Source organism: Rhizobium binae, assembly GCF_017357225.1.
GTDB classification, from domain to species: Bacteria; Pseudomonadota; Alphaproteobacteria; order Rhizobiales; family Rhizobiaceae; genus Rhizobium; species Rhizobium binae.
Map to the genome: position 1 here is coordinate 1,327,375 of NZ_CP071604.1, position 14,430 is coordinate 1,341,804.

The window sequence follows — 14,430 nt, forward strand, 5'->3', positions numbered from 1 at the left end:
GTGCGCGGACGACTCGTCGCCGCGGGACGACTTCGTCGCCGCGATGACGAGATGCCGCCGCAATCGCGCCTTAGCTCTGTCCTCCTCACCGTCGGAGGAAATTCATGGATCTCAGTCTTACCCGCCGCAGGCTGATCGGCTCGGCTTTGTGCCTGCCTGCGCTCACGCTTCCCGTCAGGGCCGAGGAGAAGAGCGAGGAGGGTGACGACAATGTCGAGCGCCGCTTGGCCGAACTGGAAAAACGCACCGGCGGGCGCCTCGGCGTCTCGGTGCTCGACACCCAGACCAGCATCTCCTTCGGCTATCGCGGCAGCGAGGCCTTTCCGATGTGCAGCACCTTCAAGGCACTGGCCGCCGGCTTCGTGCTGGCCCGCGTCGACAAGGGCGATGAGAGCCTCGACCGGCGGGTGAGCTACGGCAAGGACAAGCTTGTCGACTATTCGCCGATCAGCGAAAAACACGCCGGCGCCGACGGCATGACGATCGCCGAACTCTGCGAAGCGGCGGTGACGGTCAGCGACAATACCGCCGGCAACCTGCTGCTCGAAAGCTTCGGCGGGCCGGCCGGGCTGACCGACTGGCTGCGCTCCATCGGCGACGGCACGACCCGTCTCGACCGCACCGAGCCGACGCTGAACGAAGGCCGGAAGGACGACCCGCGTGACACGACGACGCCGGATGCGATCCTGGATACGCTCGGCAACGTGACCCTCGGCTCGGTGCTGACCGAGGCGTCCTCGGACAGGCTGATCGCCTGGCTGGTGGCAAGCACGACCGGCAAGGAGCGGCTGAGGGCCGGCCTGCCGGCCGATTGGAAGGTCGGCGACAAGACCGGCACCGGCCCGAACGGCTCTCTCGGCGACATCGCCGTCATCTGGCCCCCCGACCGCGGCCCGATCGTCGCCGCCGTCTACATCGCCGAGGCGACTGCGCCGGTGAAGGATCTCAATCCGATCTTTGCCGAAGTCGGCAAGATGATCACCGAGATGGTGTGACGCAGGAAATCGCTTCAGAAGCAATTGATTACCGCATCGACATCAAGTTCGTGATCAGACCTGGTTCGATTTCGAGCACCGGCCGATTGGCCTCCGGGTGACCGATGTCTCTCAGTTGATAGGGTGTCAGCTCTGCCAATTGTTTCCGACTAGCGACCGCCCGTTGCCACGCCTGCAGGTCAGCGACCAAGGTCGCGATGATGTTCATGGGGCCAGGCAACTGCCTTGTCGGCGCGCTGACGATGGCCTGTATTTCCGTATGAGCCATTTTCGGATCTCCCACCTGTGATGTGCGGGTGGAAATCTGCCATGCGAGCGTTTTCTGCCTGTTCGGCTGGGCGCGAAAGGAGAAGAAAACTTCGATACGCCGCCGCTAAATCGGTGTTAAATCCGTCTCCCCAAGTGCTATTCTGCCAGCGGCGGTCCAAAGCTGGAGGCTTTCTGTGCGCATCAGGTTGCTAGGCGGTCTTGAGGTTGCCTCCGGAGAAGACCGGCAAGTCCGCTTCGCCACGCGCAAAACGTCGCTGCTGTTTGCGGCCCTGGCCCTGGCAGGCCGCCGCGGCTGTCGCAGGGAGGTGCTTTCCGAAGCCTTCTGGCCGGGACGAAGCGATGAGCAGGCCCGCAATAGTTTGCGGCAGGCGCTGGTCGATATCAGGCGGTCGTTCCCGGCAAGCAGTGACGCCACCGCCTATATCGAAGGGGATCAGGAGACCGTGGCGCTGATTGTCGCTCCTGATGAAGTCGACATTTCACTCTTCGACCGGATGCTGGGGACGGGCTCGAGCACAGATCTCGCCTCCGCAGCGGATCTCTACCGCGGCGACCTGCTTGAAGGCGAGTCCATTCCGGATGAGTTGGGTGAGTGGTTCGCACCTTACCGGAGCACATATCAGCGCAAGGCGCTGCAGCTCGTGGAACGTTTGAGCCTTGCCCTCTTGGAACCAGGCTCCGCGGAAGAATTGCCTTGTGAAGGCCTTGCCGAGAGACTTTTCGCCTCCGACCCGACGGCGGAGGCTGCCCACAGGGCGCTGATGCGGATCCACACTCTCCGCGGACACGAGAACATGGCCTTGCGCCAGTTCGAGACCTGCCGGGCTCTCCTGAAGAAGCATATGGATGTCGAACCCGAAGCGGAGACGTCGTCCTTGGCTGCCTCGCTGCAACCGCGGCAGCGATCCGGTGATCCGCGGGCCACGCCCGCAATCGAGTTGCCGCTGCAGACCTTCTCCGCTCCGCCGAAACATCATGATCGGCCATCCCTTGCGGTGCTGCCGTTTCAGAATTTGAGCGGCGATGCGGAACAGGACTATTTTGCCGACGGCATTGTGGAGGATATCACGATCGCTCTCGCGCAGTTCCGCCACCTCTATGTCATCGCCCGCAATTCGAGCTTCACCTACAAGGGGCAGGCCGTCGACATAAAGCGGGTCGGGCGCGAGTTGGACGTGGACTATGTGGTCGAGGGGAGCGTGCGCCGCGCGGGTGACCGGCTTCGTATCGCCGGACAGCTCATCGACACCTCGACCGGCGCGCATCTCTGGGCAGACCGTTTCGACGGGACGCTGGCGAACCTGTTCGATCTGCAGGACCAGGTCGCATCGAGCATTGTCGGTGCGATAACGCCGAAGGTGGAGGAGGCGGAGATCGAGCGCGCCAAACGCAAGCCGACCGAAAGCCTTGACGCCTATGACTATTATCTCCGCGGGCTGGCGGCCTTCGACCGGACGGTGACCAACAGATCGGTCGTCGACGAGGCCCTGCGGCTGTTCATGAAGGCGATCGAGCGCGATCCGGATTTTGCCATTGCCCATGCTCGGGCGGCGCGCTGCTACGCGACCCGAAAGAGCAATGGCTGGATGGTTGATGCCGCCACCGAGATTGCCGAAGCGACCCGATTGGCGAGAAGGGCCGTCGAACTCGGCTGGGACGATGCAATCGCGCTCTCCTACGGCGGATATGTGCTCGGTTATATCGGCGGGGACCTCGATGATAGCGCGGCTTGTATCGATCGCGCTCTCTTCCTCAACCCGAACCTGGGCGCCGCCCTGGGCGTCAGCAGCTGGGTGAGAGCCTGCCTGGGCGAGCCGGACAAGGCCATCGAACACGCCACGCTCGCCATGCGCCTGAGCCCCTTGGATCCGCGCCTGTTTGCCTGGCAGTTTAACACCGCGCTGGCTCACTTCTGCGCCGGGCACTACGACGATGCCGCCGCCTGGGCGGCAAAATCCCTGCGCCACCAGTCGAACTACCCGAGCGCGATGCGCGTGATGGCGGCCGGCCATGCCATGGCTGGGCGGAACGCGGAGGCAGGGGAAACGATTGCGCGCCTGCGCCTGCTGGATCCGGCACTTCGGCTTTCGAATCTCGCCGACATTCTCCCACCGTTCCGGCGACCGGATGACCGCAACCGCTATATAGAGGCCCTTCGTATGGCGGGGTTGCCGGAGTAGGCATGCGGCGAAGGAGACCTCCGCGCCCCATTCGCTTTCCGCTCGAGGGTCGTCCCGTCGTCGCGGCCGTCGGCATGATGGACAGATCTCCGGTTCGCCCCGGAAGACCCCTCCCCAACCCCACAAGGGGGAGGGGCTAACCCGCAGCGGGATTCTGCCATTAACATACGCCGCCACATGCTGTACCGTCAGGAATGAAATGCGACGGCGCCGCAGAGTGGTCCCTCCCCCTTGGGGTTGGGGAGGGGTCTTCTCACACACCCAAGTCAGTGATTTCTTTCTACCCGCTTAATCGGTTGGAATGCGGCCCAAGGCGCTGCCTCCCATCATGGCAGCGTATAGGCGATCACATAATCGCCGGGCTTGGTGCCGACCGAGCCGTGGCCGCCGGCGACCATGACGACATATTGCTTGTTGTCGTCGGTCGTATAGGTCATCGGCGTCGCCTGGCCGCCGGCGGGCAGCCGCGCGCGCCAGAGTTCCCGCCCGCTCGTCACGTCATAGGCCCTGAGGTAGTTGTCGACCGCGGCCCCGAGGAAGGCGACGCCGCCTTTGGTCAGCATCGGCCCTCCGATGCCGGGCACGCCGACCTTGAAGGGCAGGGGCAGTGGCGTCATGTCGCGCACAGTGCCGTTCTTATGCATATAGGCGATCTTGCCGGTACGCAGGTCGACGCCTGCGACATAGCCCCATGGCGGCGCCTGGCAGGGGATCTGCATCGGCCCGAGGAATGGCCCCATGAAGACGCCGTAGGGCGCGCCGTCATTGCGGTTGAGCCCCTGTTCGCTGCCCTTCTCGTCCTGGCCGCGCGGCGGAATGTCGGCGGCCGGCACCAGGCGGGAGGTGAAGGCGAGATAGGTCGGCATGCCGAACATGATCTGCCGCTCCGGATCCACCGCCACTGAGCCCCAGTTGAAGGTGCCGAAATTGCCGGGATAGACGATCGTCCCTTTAAGCGACGGCGGCGTGTAGCGGCCCTCATAGCGGTAGCGGTGGAAATCGATGCGGCAGAGCAGCTGGTCGAACAGCGACACGCCCCACATGTCCTTTTCCTTCAGCGGCTCGGGCGAGAAGGTGAGGTCGGAGATCGGCTGCGTCGGTGAGGTATGATCGCCCGAGACCGCGCCGCCCGGCGCTGGAATCTCCTTGATGGGAATGATCGGCTCGCCGCTGCGCCGGTCGAGCACGTAGATATCGCCTTGCTTGGTCGGGCCGACGAGGGCGGGAACCACGCTGCCGTCAGGCTTGGTCAGATCGATTAGCGCCGGCTGGGCCGGGACATCCATGTCCCAGAGGTCGTGATGCACGGTCTGGCGCACCCAGCGCAACTGGCCGCTGGCGATGTCAAGGGCGACGATCGAGGACGAGAATTTCTCGACATTGTCGCTGCGGCCGATGCCGATCTGGTCGGGCACCTGGTTGCCGAGCGGGATGTAGACCATGCCGAGCGCCTCGTCGACGCTGAAGACCGACCAGCTGTTCGGCGAATTGGTCGTATAGGTCTGGCCCTCGGCGATCGGCGTCGTCACATCGGGATTGCCGGAATCCCAGTTCCAAACCAGTGCGCCTGTCCTGATGTCGAAGGCGCGGATGACGCCGGACTGCTCCTCGGTCGAATAATTGTCGTTGACCGCCCCGCCGATGATGATCTTGCCAGCCACCGCGACGGGCGGCGAGGTGGAATAATAATAGCCGGCCGGGTTGAAGCGCATGCCGGTTTCCAGGTGCAGAACGCCCTGATCGGCAAAGCTGGTGCACACCTTCCCGTCTGCCGCGTCGAGCGCGATCAGCCGGGCATCCGAGGTCGGCAGGTAGACGCGCTCGGCGCAGGGCTGGCCAGCCGCCACATCGGGATCGGCATAATAGGTAACGCCGCGGCACGTCTGATGCTGCCGGTTCGGGTTCATGCCGGAATTGGCGTCGTATTTCCATTTCTCCTTGCCGGTCTTGGCGTCGAGCGCGATCGCCCAATTGTGCGGCGTGCAGAGATAGAGCGTGTCCTTCACCTTGAGCGGCGTCACCTGATAGGTGGTCTCGCTGATATCCTCCGGCCGTTTGACGTCGCCGGTCTGGTATCGCCAGGCCTCCTTGAGCGTGGAGACATTCTCTGCGGTGATCTGGTCGAGCGGCGAATAGCGCTGGCCGAACGGCGTGCGGCCATATTGATGCCATTCCCCATCCGGCACGCTGCCGCCGAAAGCGGGGTTGGCTGCGACCTGATCCTTCGGCAGTTCGCCGGCGAGATCATGCGGATCCGTCGTCATCGAATAAAGGGCGACGAGGATGGCCAGAATGACCGGTATGGCGAGCGGCCAGGGATTGGCGCCGTAGGTGATGCCGGTCGGGCTGCGAAAGCCGAGTGGCTGGCGAATCCATGGCGTCAGCAGCCAGAGTCCGAGCAAGATGATGACGCCGCCGCGCGGGCCGAGCTGCCACCAGTCGAAACCGACCTCCCACACCGCCCAGACAAGCGCTGCGACGACGAGCACCGCATAGACCCAGAGCGCCACCGCCTTGCGCATCAGAAGCAGCCCAGCGGTGATGAGAAAAATCAGCCCGGCGAACAGATAGAAGATGCTGCCGCCGAGCGTGACGAGCCAGAGCCCGCCACCACCGAGCGCCAGCCCGATGATGATGAAGAGGATGGAGGTGATGACGATCGTCATTAGGCTGTCTCCCGCAGAGGTTCGTCGGGTGAAGGAAGGGCGGAAAAGCCCCGCCGATCAGCCAGATAGCGCGAGAGAGATTCCTTTCAACGGCCGCATTTGCCGCAGGGTGAAATCACGGCACGGTTGTAACAATGACGGCCGCGGGCCCCAATGGAGGCAGGATCTAACGTCGCTCACGTCCCGCAGAAGGTCGCAAGCACCCGTTCGTGCGGTTTCGGCGGCTCGCCATAGCCGGCAAAATCCGGCTGGTTCTCATAAGGCCTGGCAAGTACCGTCAGCAGCGCCTCGAACAGCGAGAAATCGCCGTTTTCGACCGCAGCTTCGATCGCCTGTTCAACCCGGTGGTTGCGCGGAATGAAGGCCGGATTGACGCTGCGCATGGCGGTGGCGCGCGCGCTGGTGGTCTGGGGATCGCGTGACAGCCGCTCGCGCCATTGCGTGAGCCAGGCGCGGCTGGCTTCCGCCTCGCGGAAACTGGCGGCAAAGGCGGGCTCCGCGGCCTCGTCGCCGGCAAGATCCGACAGCCGGCGGAAAGTCAGGGTGAAATCGGCGTTCTGTGCCTGCATCAGCGACAGCAGCGCCTGCACCAGCTCGAGATCGCCATCCTCGTCGCCGGTAAGGCCGATCTTTTTTCGCATCCCGGCCAGCCAATGCGCCTGGAACCGTTCGCCATAGGCGCGGATCACGCCATTCGCCTTGTCGACCGCCGAGTCCGGCTCACCGTCGATCAGCGGCAGCAGCGTTTCGCCGAGCCTTGCGAGGTTCCATTGGCCGATGCCGGGCTGGTTGGCATAGGCATAGCGGCCATGCTGGTCGATCGAGGAGAAGACGGTCGCCGGATCATAGGCATCCATGAAGGCGCAGGGACCGAAATCGATCGTCTCGCCGGAAACCGTCATATTGTCGGTGTTCATCACGCCGTGGATGAAACCGACATGCAGCCAGCGGGCGATCAGCGCCGCCTGACGTTCCGAAACCGCCTCGAACAGTGCGAGATAGGGGTTGTCGGCTTCTCTCAGCGCGGGATAGTGCCGATCGATCACGTAATCGGCGAGCGACCGCACGCCTTCGGTATCGCCCCGCGCCGCAAAATATTGGAAGGTGCCGACCCTGATGTGGCTGGCCGCCACCCGGGTGAAGACGGCGCCCGGCAACACCTCTTCGCGATAGACCGGCTCGCCTGTCGTCACCGCCGCCAGCGCCCGCGTCGCGGGGATGCCGAGCGCAAACATCGCCTCGCTGATGATATATTCGCGCAACACCGGCCCGATTGCCGCCCGCCCGTCGCCGCGACGCGAAAAAGGCGTCGGCCCGGCACCCTTCAGCTGGATATCGAAGCGCTTGCCGCTACGGTCGATCACCTCCCCGAGCAGGATCGCCCGGCCGTCGCCGAGCTGCGGCGAGAAGCCGCCGAACTGATGCCCGGCATAGGCCATCGCCAGCGGCTCGGCCCCCTCGGGAATGAGATTGCCGGAAAAGATCGCCGCGCCGTCACGCCGCAGCGCCTCGACATCGAGCCCGAGTTCGGCGGCCAGCGGCTCGTTGAGCTTGATCAGCCAGGGTTCGCTCACCGGCGTCGGCGATTGCGGCGCAAAGAAGTGCTTGGGCAAGCCGACATAGCTGTTGTCGAACGGAAAGGCCGCGCCGGACCGGATTTTCTGCGGGGTCGAGGTCATTAGTCTTAGGTAGGGCTGCGGTGACCGCAGCGCAAGCCGCTGCTGTCAAGCCAGGACTCCTTGCGAAGGCCGAGAGCAAGGCCGATTTAAAGATGCCTTCGCGGCCCTAGCCGTCCTTGGCTGTCCGCTGGGGAATCGGCGACGTGCCTGCTCATCGTTCGATATAGGCGGCAAGCTCTTCAGGCGTTCCCTGCGGAAAGGCCGCTTTCAGATAGTCGAGAAACGCCGACACGCGCGCGCTGAGCAGCCGCCGTGACGGATAGAGTGCCCAGAGAGTCGTCTCAAATTCATCCGCCTGGCCCCAGTTCGCCAACGTGCCGGCAGCCAGATCGGAGATCGCAAGCGACAGTGGCAGGCGCGCCGCGCCGAGACCCGCGCGAACGGCATCTCGAACCATGACGAACGAGGCGAGGCTCAGAACCGGCTTTGCCGTCAGGCGCGACTTTCCCTCGGGCGTCGTGACCGCCCACGATTCGGCGCCGGCCATCGATCCCCGCACAATGGCAGGAACAGGCTCGCCGCCATGTGGACGCGGCAGCTTGGGGCTTGCCACCACGACCAACCTGTCACGCAAGAAGACACGCCCGACGAGACTTTCGTCCGGCTGCGGATTCACGCGAATGACCAGGTCATAGGCTTCGTCGATCATGTCGACGGCCCTGTCTTCCGTCGTGATTTCGAGCTGAACTTCGGGATATTTCAGGACGAATCCTGCCGCGAGCTTTCCCAATACCGTCTGGGAAAACAGCAGCGGTGCACTGAGCCGCAACCGACCCCTCGGGCTTTGCCCTCCCGAGGCAATTGCCTTCGCGGTTTCATCGAGCTCGGTCAGCAGCGCGCCGGTTCGCTCAAACAGAGCGCGTCCCTCCTCCGTGAGCTTCAGCGTGCGCGCGCCTCGCTCGAACAGGCGCAGATCGAGATTCGCCTCCAGCTCGGCCACGCGTCGGGAAAGCGTCGCCTTCGGACGGCCCGCTGCCCGTGCAGCCTTTCCGAATCCACCATGGCGGGCTACGAGATTGAAATCGGCAAGCGCGAGGAGGTCCATGTGTTTCACCAGCGAGACAGAGTGTCCAGATTCCGGGTCTATTGGTGTTAATCTGGATCACTTACTTGGTTGGTGTCAACTGAACTCAACCGGAGTAACCCCGATGACCATTCTCGTTACTGGCGCCACCGGCCGCGTCGGCCGCCACCTGGTCGACCAACTCGTCCAGCGCGGTGCAAAGGTCCGCGTGCTGACGCGCGACGCTTCAAAAGCCAATGTCCCTGTCGGCGTCGAAGTCGCTCAAGGCGAAATGCTCGACATCGATGCGCTGCGCAGCGCCTTCAAAGGCGTCCGCACCCTGTTCCTGCTCAATGCCGTCACCGGCGACGAATTTACCCAGTCGATCATCACCCTCAATGTCGCTCGCGAGGCGGGGATCGAGCGGGTGGTCTACCTGTCGGTGTTTGGAGCCGACCGCGCGGTCAACGTGCCCCATTTTGCCGTGAAGTTCGGCGCCGAGCGCATGCTCGCGCAGATGGGCTTCAGCGCCACGATCCTGCGTCCGACCTACTTCATCGACAACGAGCTGATGATCAAGGACGTGATCCTGGGCCACGGCGTTTATCCCATGCCGATCGGCGGCAAGGGCTTGGCCATGGTCGATGCGCGCGACATCGCAGAGGTCGCCGCAATCGAACTCATTCGGCGCGACCGCGCCACCGGTGCGCTCCCGATCGAAACCATCAATCTGGTCGGCCCCGACACGCTGACCGGTACCGACGTGGCGAAGATCTGGTCAGACCTGCTGGGGCGGCCGATCGTCTATGGCGGCGATGATCCCAGCGGCTTCGAGCAGAACATGGCCAGCTTCATGCCTAAGTGGATGGCCTATGAGATGCGACTGATGGCCGAGCGCTACGTTACCATCGGCATGGTTCCAGAGGCGGGCGACGTCGAACGGCTGACCGGGATCCTGAGACGCCCGCTGCGCTCGTACCGCGATTTCGCGGCCGCGATTACGACTGCCGCCTGAGCGGAGCCGCGATCCGACGACGAGGAGATCCCATGAAACCTCCGGCGAATTCGCACTCGGCTTGCGAGCAGGTCTGGAAGGGATTGGAGCTGAAGGCGCGAGACGCGCGCCTTTGTTCCCTCCGCGGTCTGCACCGGATTCGATGCGGTGGCGAGCGTGCAATTATTTCACCGGCGAGGCCACTCGCCGGCGGGGATCCCTGCGCGATCGTCACCCTTCGGCAGCATCCAGCTGCCGCATTGCTTCGCCCTGGCGCAGTTGACTACAAGGCGGCTCCCGCTGCCCGCCTGGCGGGCATGGAGGGCGCCGTCACGAAGATCGTGCCGATGCAAGCAATCGTGATCTGCTTTTCCCTCTCGTCAAAGCTGCTTTGCCATAAAGGACATAGCGCCGCCATGATCGCGGGCGTATAGCAGATTGTCTCCCCTTGGCATTATGCCATGTCATCCCCCGCGGCCTTGCAGCCTCGTGTGCTTCGCCGCGCCACCGCGAGTGATCCCGGACGATGTCGGATCAGATTTACCAGGCGCCGATGGTGCGGCGCGCCGCGCCCAATTTCCGGGTGATCGCGATGATTGTCGCGAGTGCGATGCTGATGGAAAATATCGACGCGACTGTGCTGGCGACGGCGCTACCGACCATGGCGCGCGATTTTGCTGTCAGCGCGCCGGCCATGTCGATCGCGCTCACCTCCTATCTCCTCAGCCTGGCGATCTTCATTCCGGCGAGCGGCCGGATGGCCGACAGTTTCGGCTCCCGCACCGTCTTCCGCGCGGCCATCGCCGTTTTCGTGATCGGCTCCATCCTCTGCGCGCTGGCGCCGACGCTGCCCTTCCTGGTGCTGGCGCGACTGTTGCAGGGCATGGGCGGCGCGATGATGATGCCGGTCGGCCGCCTCGTGCTGATGCGCAGCGTCGCCCGCAAGGATATGGTCAGCGCCATGTCCTGGCTGCTGGTGCCGGCGCTGATCGGCCCGATCGTCGGCCCGCCGCTCGGCGGCTTCATCGTTACCTATCTCGACTGGCGCTGGATATTCTACATCAACGTGCCGATCGGCATCATCGGCATGATCTTCGTCTCGATCTACATCGACGAGGTCAAGGGCAAGGCGAGCGGCCGCTTCGATACGATCGGCTTCGTCCTCTCCGGCATCTCGCTCGGCTCGCTGCTCTTCGGCTTCGAAATGTCGAGCCACGAAGGCGAGGGCGCTTTCTCGATCTTCCTCATCGCCATCGGCCTCATCTTCGGCATCGCCTATTTGAGGCATGCCCGCCGGCATCCGTCGCCGATCCTGGATTTCTCGTTGATGAAGGTGCCGAGCTTCGGCACCTCGGTCATCGCCGGTTCGCTGACGCGCATCACCCAGGGCGCCCAGCCCTTCCTGTTGCCGCTGCTCTTCCAGATCGGCTTCGGCCTGTCGGCGGCCGCCGCCGGGCAGATCGTCATCGCCACCGCGCTTGGCGCTCTCGCCATGAAGCCGATGGCGAAGTTCGTCTTCAGCCGGCTCGGTTTCCGCCGCAGCCTCGTCCTCAACGGCATTCTCGGCACGATCGGCTACGGCCTCTGCGCCGCCTTCCGGCCGGATTGGCCGATGCCGCTGATCTTCATCGTCCTGATACTCAGCGCCTTCTTCCTGTCATTCCAGTTCACCGCCTACAACACGATTGCCTATGACGAGATCGACAGGGAGCGGATGAGCTCGGCCACGAGTTTCTACACAACCTTCCAGCAGCTGATGCTGTCGCTCGGCATCTGCATCGGGGCTTTGGCACTGCATGGATCGATGGCCTTGTCAGGCGCCGAAACGCCTGGTCTCGGCGATTTCTCCGCCGCCTTCATCGTCGTTACGGTCATCTCGATCACCGCGACCGTCTGGAACCTGCGCTTCTCGCCGACATCAGGCGAGGAGATCAGCGGCTACAAGGCGAAACGGACGAATGGCGCCGTCGCCGAGGGCTGACGCCGCCTCTTCTCTCATTAGAAGCAGACGGTCCCCCGCGGTGGCTTGCGCCGCATGGGCCGGCCCTCACGCCGGTCGGCCTCGAGCCCGTAGGCGCTCGGCCCGCCGAAGGCTGCGAGATCGATATCCCGCAACGCTACCTCCACCATCGCCTCGGACTCGGCGCGCCCGCGCCGCCCCGTGATTCTAAGCCACAGCCCGCGCCAGTCTCGCCGGCGCGACTCCGCTCTCACCATCGTCATCGTGCTGTCCTCCCTCTTGGGCTCACGCCGCCTGCGGCAGGCATGCCTCGCAGATGGCCGCGACATGGCGATGATCCGTGCCGCAGCAGCCGCCGAGCACGCGCAGCTCGGGCAGGCGATCGAGAAGCTTGCGGTATCGCCGCCCGAGATCTTCGGGATCGCCGGCATCGAGTGTCTCGCTGTTATCAAGCTGCTCGTGGCTCATGGTCGAAGCATTGGCGCGGATTCCGGAAATGCGCTTTACCCATGCGCTGCCATGATCGAGAGCTCCTTCGAAGTGCATCGGATGCGCGCAATTGATCATGTAGTAGACCGGCGCTCCGCCGGTCGCCATGTCGGTCGTCTCGATGGCGTCCTGAATGCTGCGGCCCGTCACCAGCCTGCCGTCCGTCTCCAGCGTGAAGGAGATGGCGCAGGGCATGGCGAACGACTTTGCCGCACGCGCCACGCCGATCGCCTCGTCGATATTCGTCAACGTGAAGGCGCTCACCATATCCGCCTCCGTGCCCGCAAAGGCTTCGATCTGGAAGGCGTGGTAATCCTCCGCTTCGTTGGCGCTCATCATGCCCGCCTTGTAGCCGTCGCCGCGCGGGCCGATGGCGCCGCTGATGACGATCGGCTGCCCTGGCTGCTCATAGGTGCTGCGCAAGCCGGCCAGCAGTTCGACGGCTTCTTCGTTCGCCGCCTTCAGCGCTTCGCTGGCGTAACCGAGCTTTCGCCCCCAATCGGGATTGGCCCGCCACGTGGCGGTGTCGAGCACGAAGCCGGTACCGTGCCGCCGTGCGATGTCGAGGTAGCGGCGATAGTAGTTCCGCGTGCGGTTCCGGCCATCTTCGGAAGCCAGCAATACGAAGGCGGCGAAATGCGGAAGCGCGATCCCTTCCTGGAAGATCATCGTCGTCTCCATGCCGCCATCGGTCAGGAAGGTGCCGCCTTTGAGTTGCGGTAAACTATGTCTGTACTTTGCCATTGTTGTGGTCTCTCCCGTCGTGGCGCCTGAAATGGCGGCCGTCGATGAGTAAAGTTCTGCCGCTTAATCGGCTGCCAAACTAGGCGACTTGAGGTATACTGGCGAAAATTTCGATTTTAGACGATTCAAATCAAGCACTTGGCATCAGCCGATGCTGCCCGGAACCGAAGCGGATGCGAACCTTCGGCGCTCGAAACTGTACCGCGGGTACAGGAGGGGGAGATGCGAAAGGGCGAGGAAACGCGAACCCGCATTCTCGATGTGGCCGAAGCGGCGGTATTGCAGAAGGGCTTCGGCGGCACCTCCATCGAGGAGCTGATCGCCGAAACCGGCATTACCAAGAGCGGCTTCTTCTATCACTTCAAGGACAAGAACGAACTCGCCAAGGCGCTGCTCAACCGTTACATCGAAAACGACGAGCGCATCTATGACGAGATATTCAGCCGTGCGCGCGATCTCATGGACGATCCGCTGCAATCCTTCCTGCTCGGCCTGAAGCTGCTATCCGAACTTCTCGCTGACCTTCCCAACGGCCATCCCGGCTGCCTCGTGGCGACCGTCTGCTATTATGAGCGGCTGTTCGACCGGGAGATACAGGAAACGAACCGAAATGCGGTGCTTGCCTGGCGTCGCCGCTTCGGCCGTATGTTGAGGGAGATCATGGATGTCTATCCGCCGCGCGAGCCCGTCGATGTCGATCAGCTCGCCGACATGGTTTCCTCCGTCCTCGAAGGCGGCATCGTGCTGTCGAAGACACTGAAGGAGCCGAACACGCTGGCCGAGCAGGTGCTGATGCTGCGGACCTTCGTACGCCTGCTCTTCCAGCCGGCTGTCGAGCAGCCCCTTGCCGTCGTGAGGCCTGCTCAGGCCTTTGGCGCCGCCGGCGGCGGCCAGCCTTAGCCGGCCTCCATGTCGGCCGCCATTTCGGCGAGCTTGCGCACGGTGTTGAGGTTGCGGGACGTTCCGGGCTTCAGCGCCGGCAGCTTCAGCTTCGACCGGCCGGGGCCGTTGGGATAATGCACATAGATTTCCCGCCCGGCAAGCTTCACCTCCTCGCCGTCGGGCGCCACCATCTTGTCCAGCGCATCGCCGGGCGTCTTTTCGGGCAGGAAGTAGACAAGCAGGAAGTTCGGCTTGGCATGGGGGAAGGGAGCGTTGGCGATGATGTCGCTAAGTTCCTTCCGGCTACGCACCATCACGCCCGGCCGCTTGCCCGTCTTTTGCCCGAGGGCTTCGTCGAGCTTCGCCTCGACCGCTTTTGCGGATTCATCCGAGCGGAAAAGCACGTTGCCGCTCTGGATGTAGGTCGTCACATCGGTAAAGCCGAGGCCTTCGCAGATCACCTTCAGCTCGGCCATGGGCAGCGAACCGGTGCCGCCGACGTTCACGGCGCGGAGGAGGGCGACGTAGACGGGCATTTTTTTCTCCCTTGGCCGTTGTACCGCGCCGG

Annotated in this window: 12 protein-coding genes; 6 read left to right on the forward strand and 6 right to left on the reverse strand. The window is 63.8% G+C overall.

Translation table 11 applies throughout. The annotated features are described in order from the left end of the window. Positions 1 to 104: 104 nt before the first annotated feature. The gene (gene bla, locus J2J99_RS06430) at positions 105 to 995 is read left to right on the forward strand and encodes a class A beta-lactamase (RefSeq protein WP_168294299.1); all 891 of its coding nucleotides are present in this window, start codon (positions 105 to 107) and stop codon (positions 993 to 995) included. A 28-nt stretch (positions 996 to 1,023) separates the two neighbouring features. Here bla and J2J99_RS06435 read toward each other — a convergent pair whose 3' ends face one another. Continuing rightward, positions 1,024 to 1,263: a DUF1127 domain-containing protein gene (locus tag J2J99_RS06435; RefSeq protein WP_168294298.1), complete on the reverse strand. Its 240-nt coding sequence runs from the start codon at positions 1,261 to 1,263 to the stop codon at positions 1,024 to 1,026. A gap of 175 nt (positions 1,264 to 1,438) precedes the next feature. On the opposite strand from J2J99_RS06435, the gene J2J99_RS06440 reads away from it, so the two are divergent. Beyond that, positions 1,439 to 3,445 carry a BTAD domain-containing putative transcriptional regulator gene (locus J2J99_RS06440; protein WP_168294297.1) on the forward strand — a complete coding sequence of 669 codons (2,007 nt, stop codon included), beginning with the start codon at positions 1,439 to 1,441 and terminating at the stop codon, positions 3,443 to 3,445. A 326-nt stretch (positions 3,446 to 3,771) separates the two neighbouring features. On the opposite strand, the gene J2J99_RS06445 is transcribed toward J2J99_RS06440, so the two are convergent. The 3 genes from J2J99_RS06445 to J2J99_RS06455 form a co-directional block, all read right to left on the reverse strand. Beyond that, positions 3,772 to 6,111 (reverse strand): glucose/quinate/shikimate family membrane-bound PQQ-dependent dehydrogenase, encoded by a 2,340-nt coding sequence (locus J2J99_RS06445; protein WP_168294296.1) that lies wholly within the window; start codon positions 6,109 to 6,111, stop codon positions 3,772 to 3,774. A 176-nt stretch (positions 6,112 to 6,287) separates the two neighbouring features. Continuing rightward, the gene (locus tag J2J99_RS06450; protein WP_168294295.1) at positions 6,288 to 7,790 is read right to left on the reverse strand and encodes a protein adenylyltransferase SelO; all 1,503 of its coding nucleotides are present in this window, start codon (positions 7,788 to 7,790) and stop codon (positions 6,288 to 6,290) included. Between the two features lie 151 nt (positions 7,791 to 7,941). Next, on the reverse strand, positions 7,942 to 8,835 hold the full coding sequence (locus J2J99_RS06455) for a LysR family transcriptional regulator (RefSeq protein ID WP_168294294.1): 894 nt from the start codon (positions 8,833 to 8,835) through the stop codon (positions 7,942 to 7,944). A 103-nt stretch (positions 8,836 to 8,938) separates the two neighbouring features. On the opposite strand from J2J99_RS06455, the gene J2J99_RS06460 reads away from it, so the two are divergent. The 3 genes from J2J99_RS06460 (at position 8,939) to J2J99_RS06470 (ending at position 11,768) form a co-directional block, all read left to right on the forward strand. Next, a complete protein-coding gene (locus J2J99_RS06460; protein WP_168294293.1) occupies positions 8,939 to 9,808 on the forward strand; it encodes an SDR family oxidoreductase in 870 nt (289 codons plus the stop codon). A 32-nt stretch (positions 9,809 to 9,840) separates the two neighbouring features. Continuing rightward, entirely contained in the window at positions 9,841 to 10,221 is a 381-nt protein-coding gene (locus J2J99_RS06465; RefSeq protein ID WP_207600953.1) for a hypothetical protein, read from the forward strand. Positions 10,222 to 10,313: 92 nt separating this feature from the next. Further along, positions 10,314 to 11,768, forward strand: coding sequence for a DHA2 family efflux MFS transporter permease subunit (locus J2J99_RS06470; protein WP_168294292.1), 1,455 nt, complete (start codon positions 10,314 to 10,316; stop codon positions 11,766 to 11,768). A gap of 264 nt (positions 11,769 to 12,032) precedes the next feature. Here the strand turns inward: J2J99_RS06470 and J2J99_RS06475 are convergent, their stop codons facing one another. After that, entirely contained in the window at positions 12,033 to 12,980 is a 948-nt protein-coding gene (locus tag J2J99_RS06475; RefSeq protein ID WP_168294291.1) for a homocysteine S-methyltransferase family protein, read from the reverse strand. 222 nt (positions 12,981 to 13,202) lie between these two features. Between J2J99_RS06475 and J2J99_RS06480 the strand changes: the two genes are divergently transcribed. Next, a complete protein-coding gene (locus J2J99_RS06480) occupies positions 13,203 to 13,880 on the forward strand; it encodes a TetR/AcrR family transcriptional regulator (protein ID WP_168294290.1) in 678 nt (225 codons plus the stop codon). Here the strand turns inward: J2J99_RS06480 and J2J99_RS06485 are convergent. Further along, positions 13,877 to 14,398 (reverse strand): DUF1697 domain-containing protein, encoded by a 522-nt coding sequence (locus J2J99_RS06485; protein WP_168294289.1) that lies wholly within the window; start codon positions 14,396 to 14,398, stop codon positions 13,877 to 13,879. The two genes, J2J99_RS06480 and J2J99_RS06485, sit on opposite strands and share 4 nt — an antisense overlap. Positions 14,399 to 14,430 lie beyond the last annotated feature (32 nt).

What these genes read in the sequence shown, in the direction of transcription:
- bla (WP_168294299.1), top strand. Translation starts at nt 105, where the DNA reads ATGGATCTCAGTCTTACCCGCCGCAGGCTGATCGGCTCGGCTTTGTGC.
- J2J99_RS06435 (WP_168294298.1), bottom strand. Translation starts at nt 1,263, where the DNA reads ATGGCTCATACGGAAATACAGGCCATCGTCAGCGCGCCGACAAGGCAG.
- J2J99_RS06445 (WP_168294296.1), bottom strand. Translation starts at nt 6,111, where the DNA reads ATGACGATCGTCATCACCTCCATCCTCTTCATCATCATCGGGCTGGCG.
- J2J99_RS06450 (WP_168294295.1), bottom strand. Translation starts at nt 7,790, where the DNA reads ATGACCTCGACCCCGCAGAAAATCCGGTCCGGCGCGGCCTTTCCGTTC.
- J2J99_RS06455 (WP_168294294.1), bottom strand. Translation starts at nt 8,835, where the DNA reads ATGGACCTCCTCGCGCTTGCCGATTTCAATCTCGTAGCCCGCCATGGT.
- J2J99_RS06460 (WP_168294293.1), top strand. Translation starts at nt 8,939, where the DNA reads ATGACCATTCTCGTTACTGGCGCCACCGGCCGCGTCGGCCGCCACCTG.
- J2J99_RS06465 (WP_207600953.1), top strand. Translation starts at nt 9,841, where the DNA reads ATGAAACCTCCGGCGAATTCGCACTCGGCTTGCGAGCAGGTCTGGAAG.
- J2J99_RS06470 (WP_168294292.1), top strand. Translation starts at nt 10,314, where the DNA reads ATGTCGGATCAGATTTACCAGGCGCCGATGGTGCGGCGCGCCGCGCCC.
- J2J99_RS06475 (WP_168294291.1), bottom strand. Translation starts at nt 12,980, where the DNA reads ATGGCAAAGTACAGACATAGTTTACCGCAACTCAAAGGCGGCACCTTC.
- J2J99_RS06480 (WP_168294290.1), top strand. Translation starts at nt 13,203, where the DNA reads ATGCGAAAGGGCGAGGAAACGCGAACCCGCATTCTCGATGTGGCCGAA.
- J2J99_RS06485 (WP_168294289.1), bottom strand. Translation starts at nt 14,398, where the DNA reads ATGCCCGTCTACGTCGCCCTCCTCCGCGCCGTGAACGTCGGCGGCACC.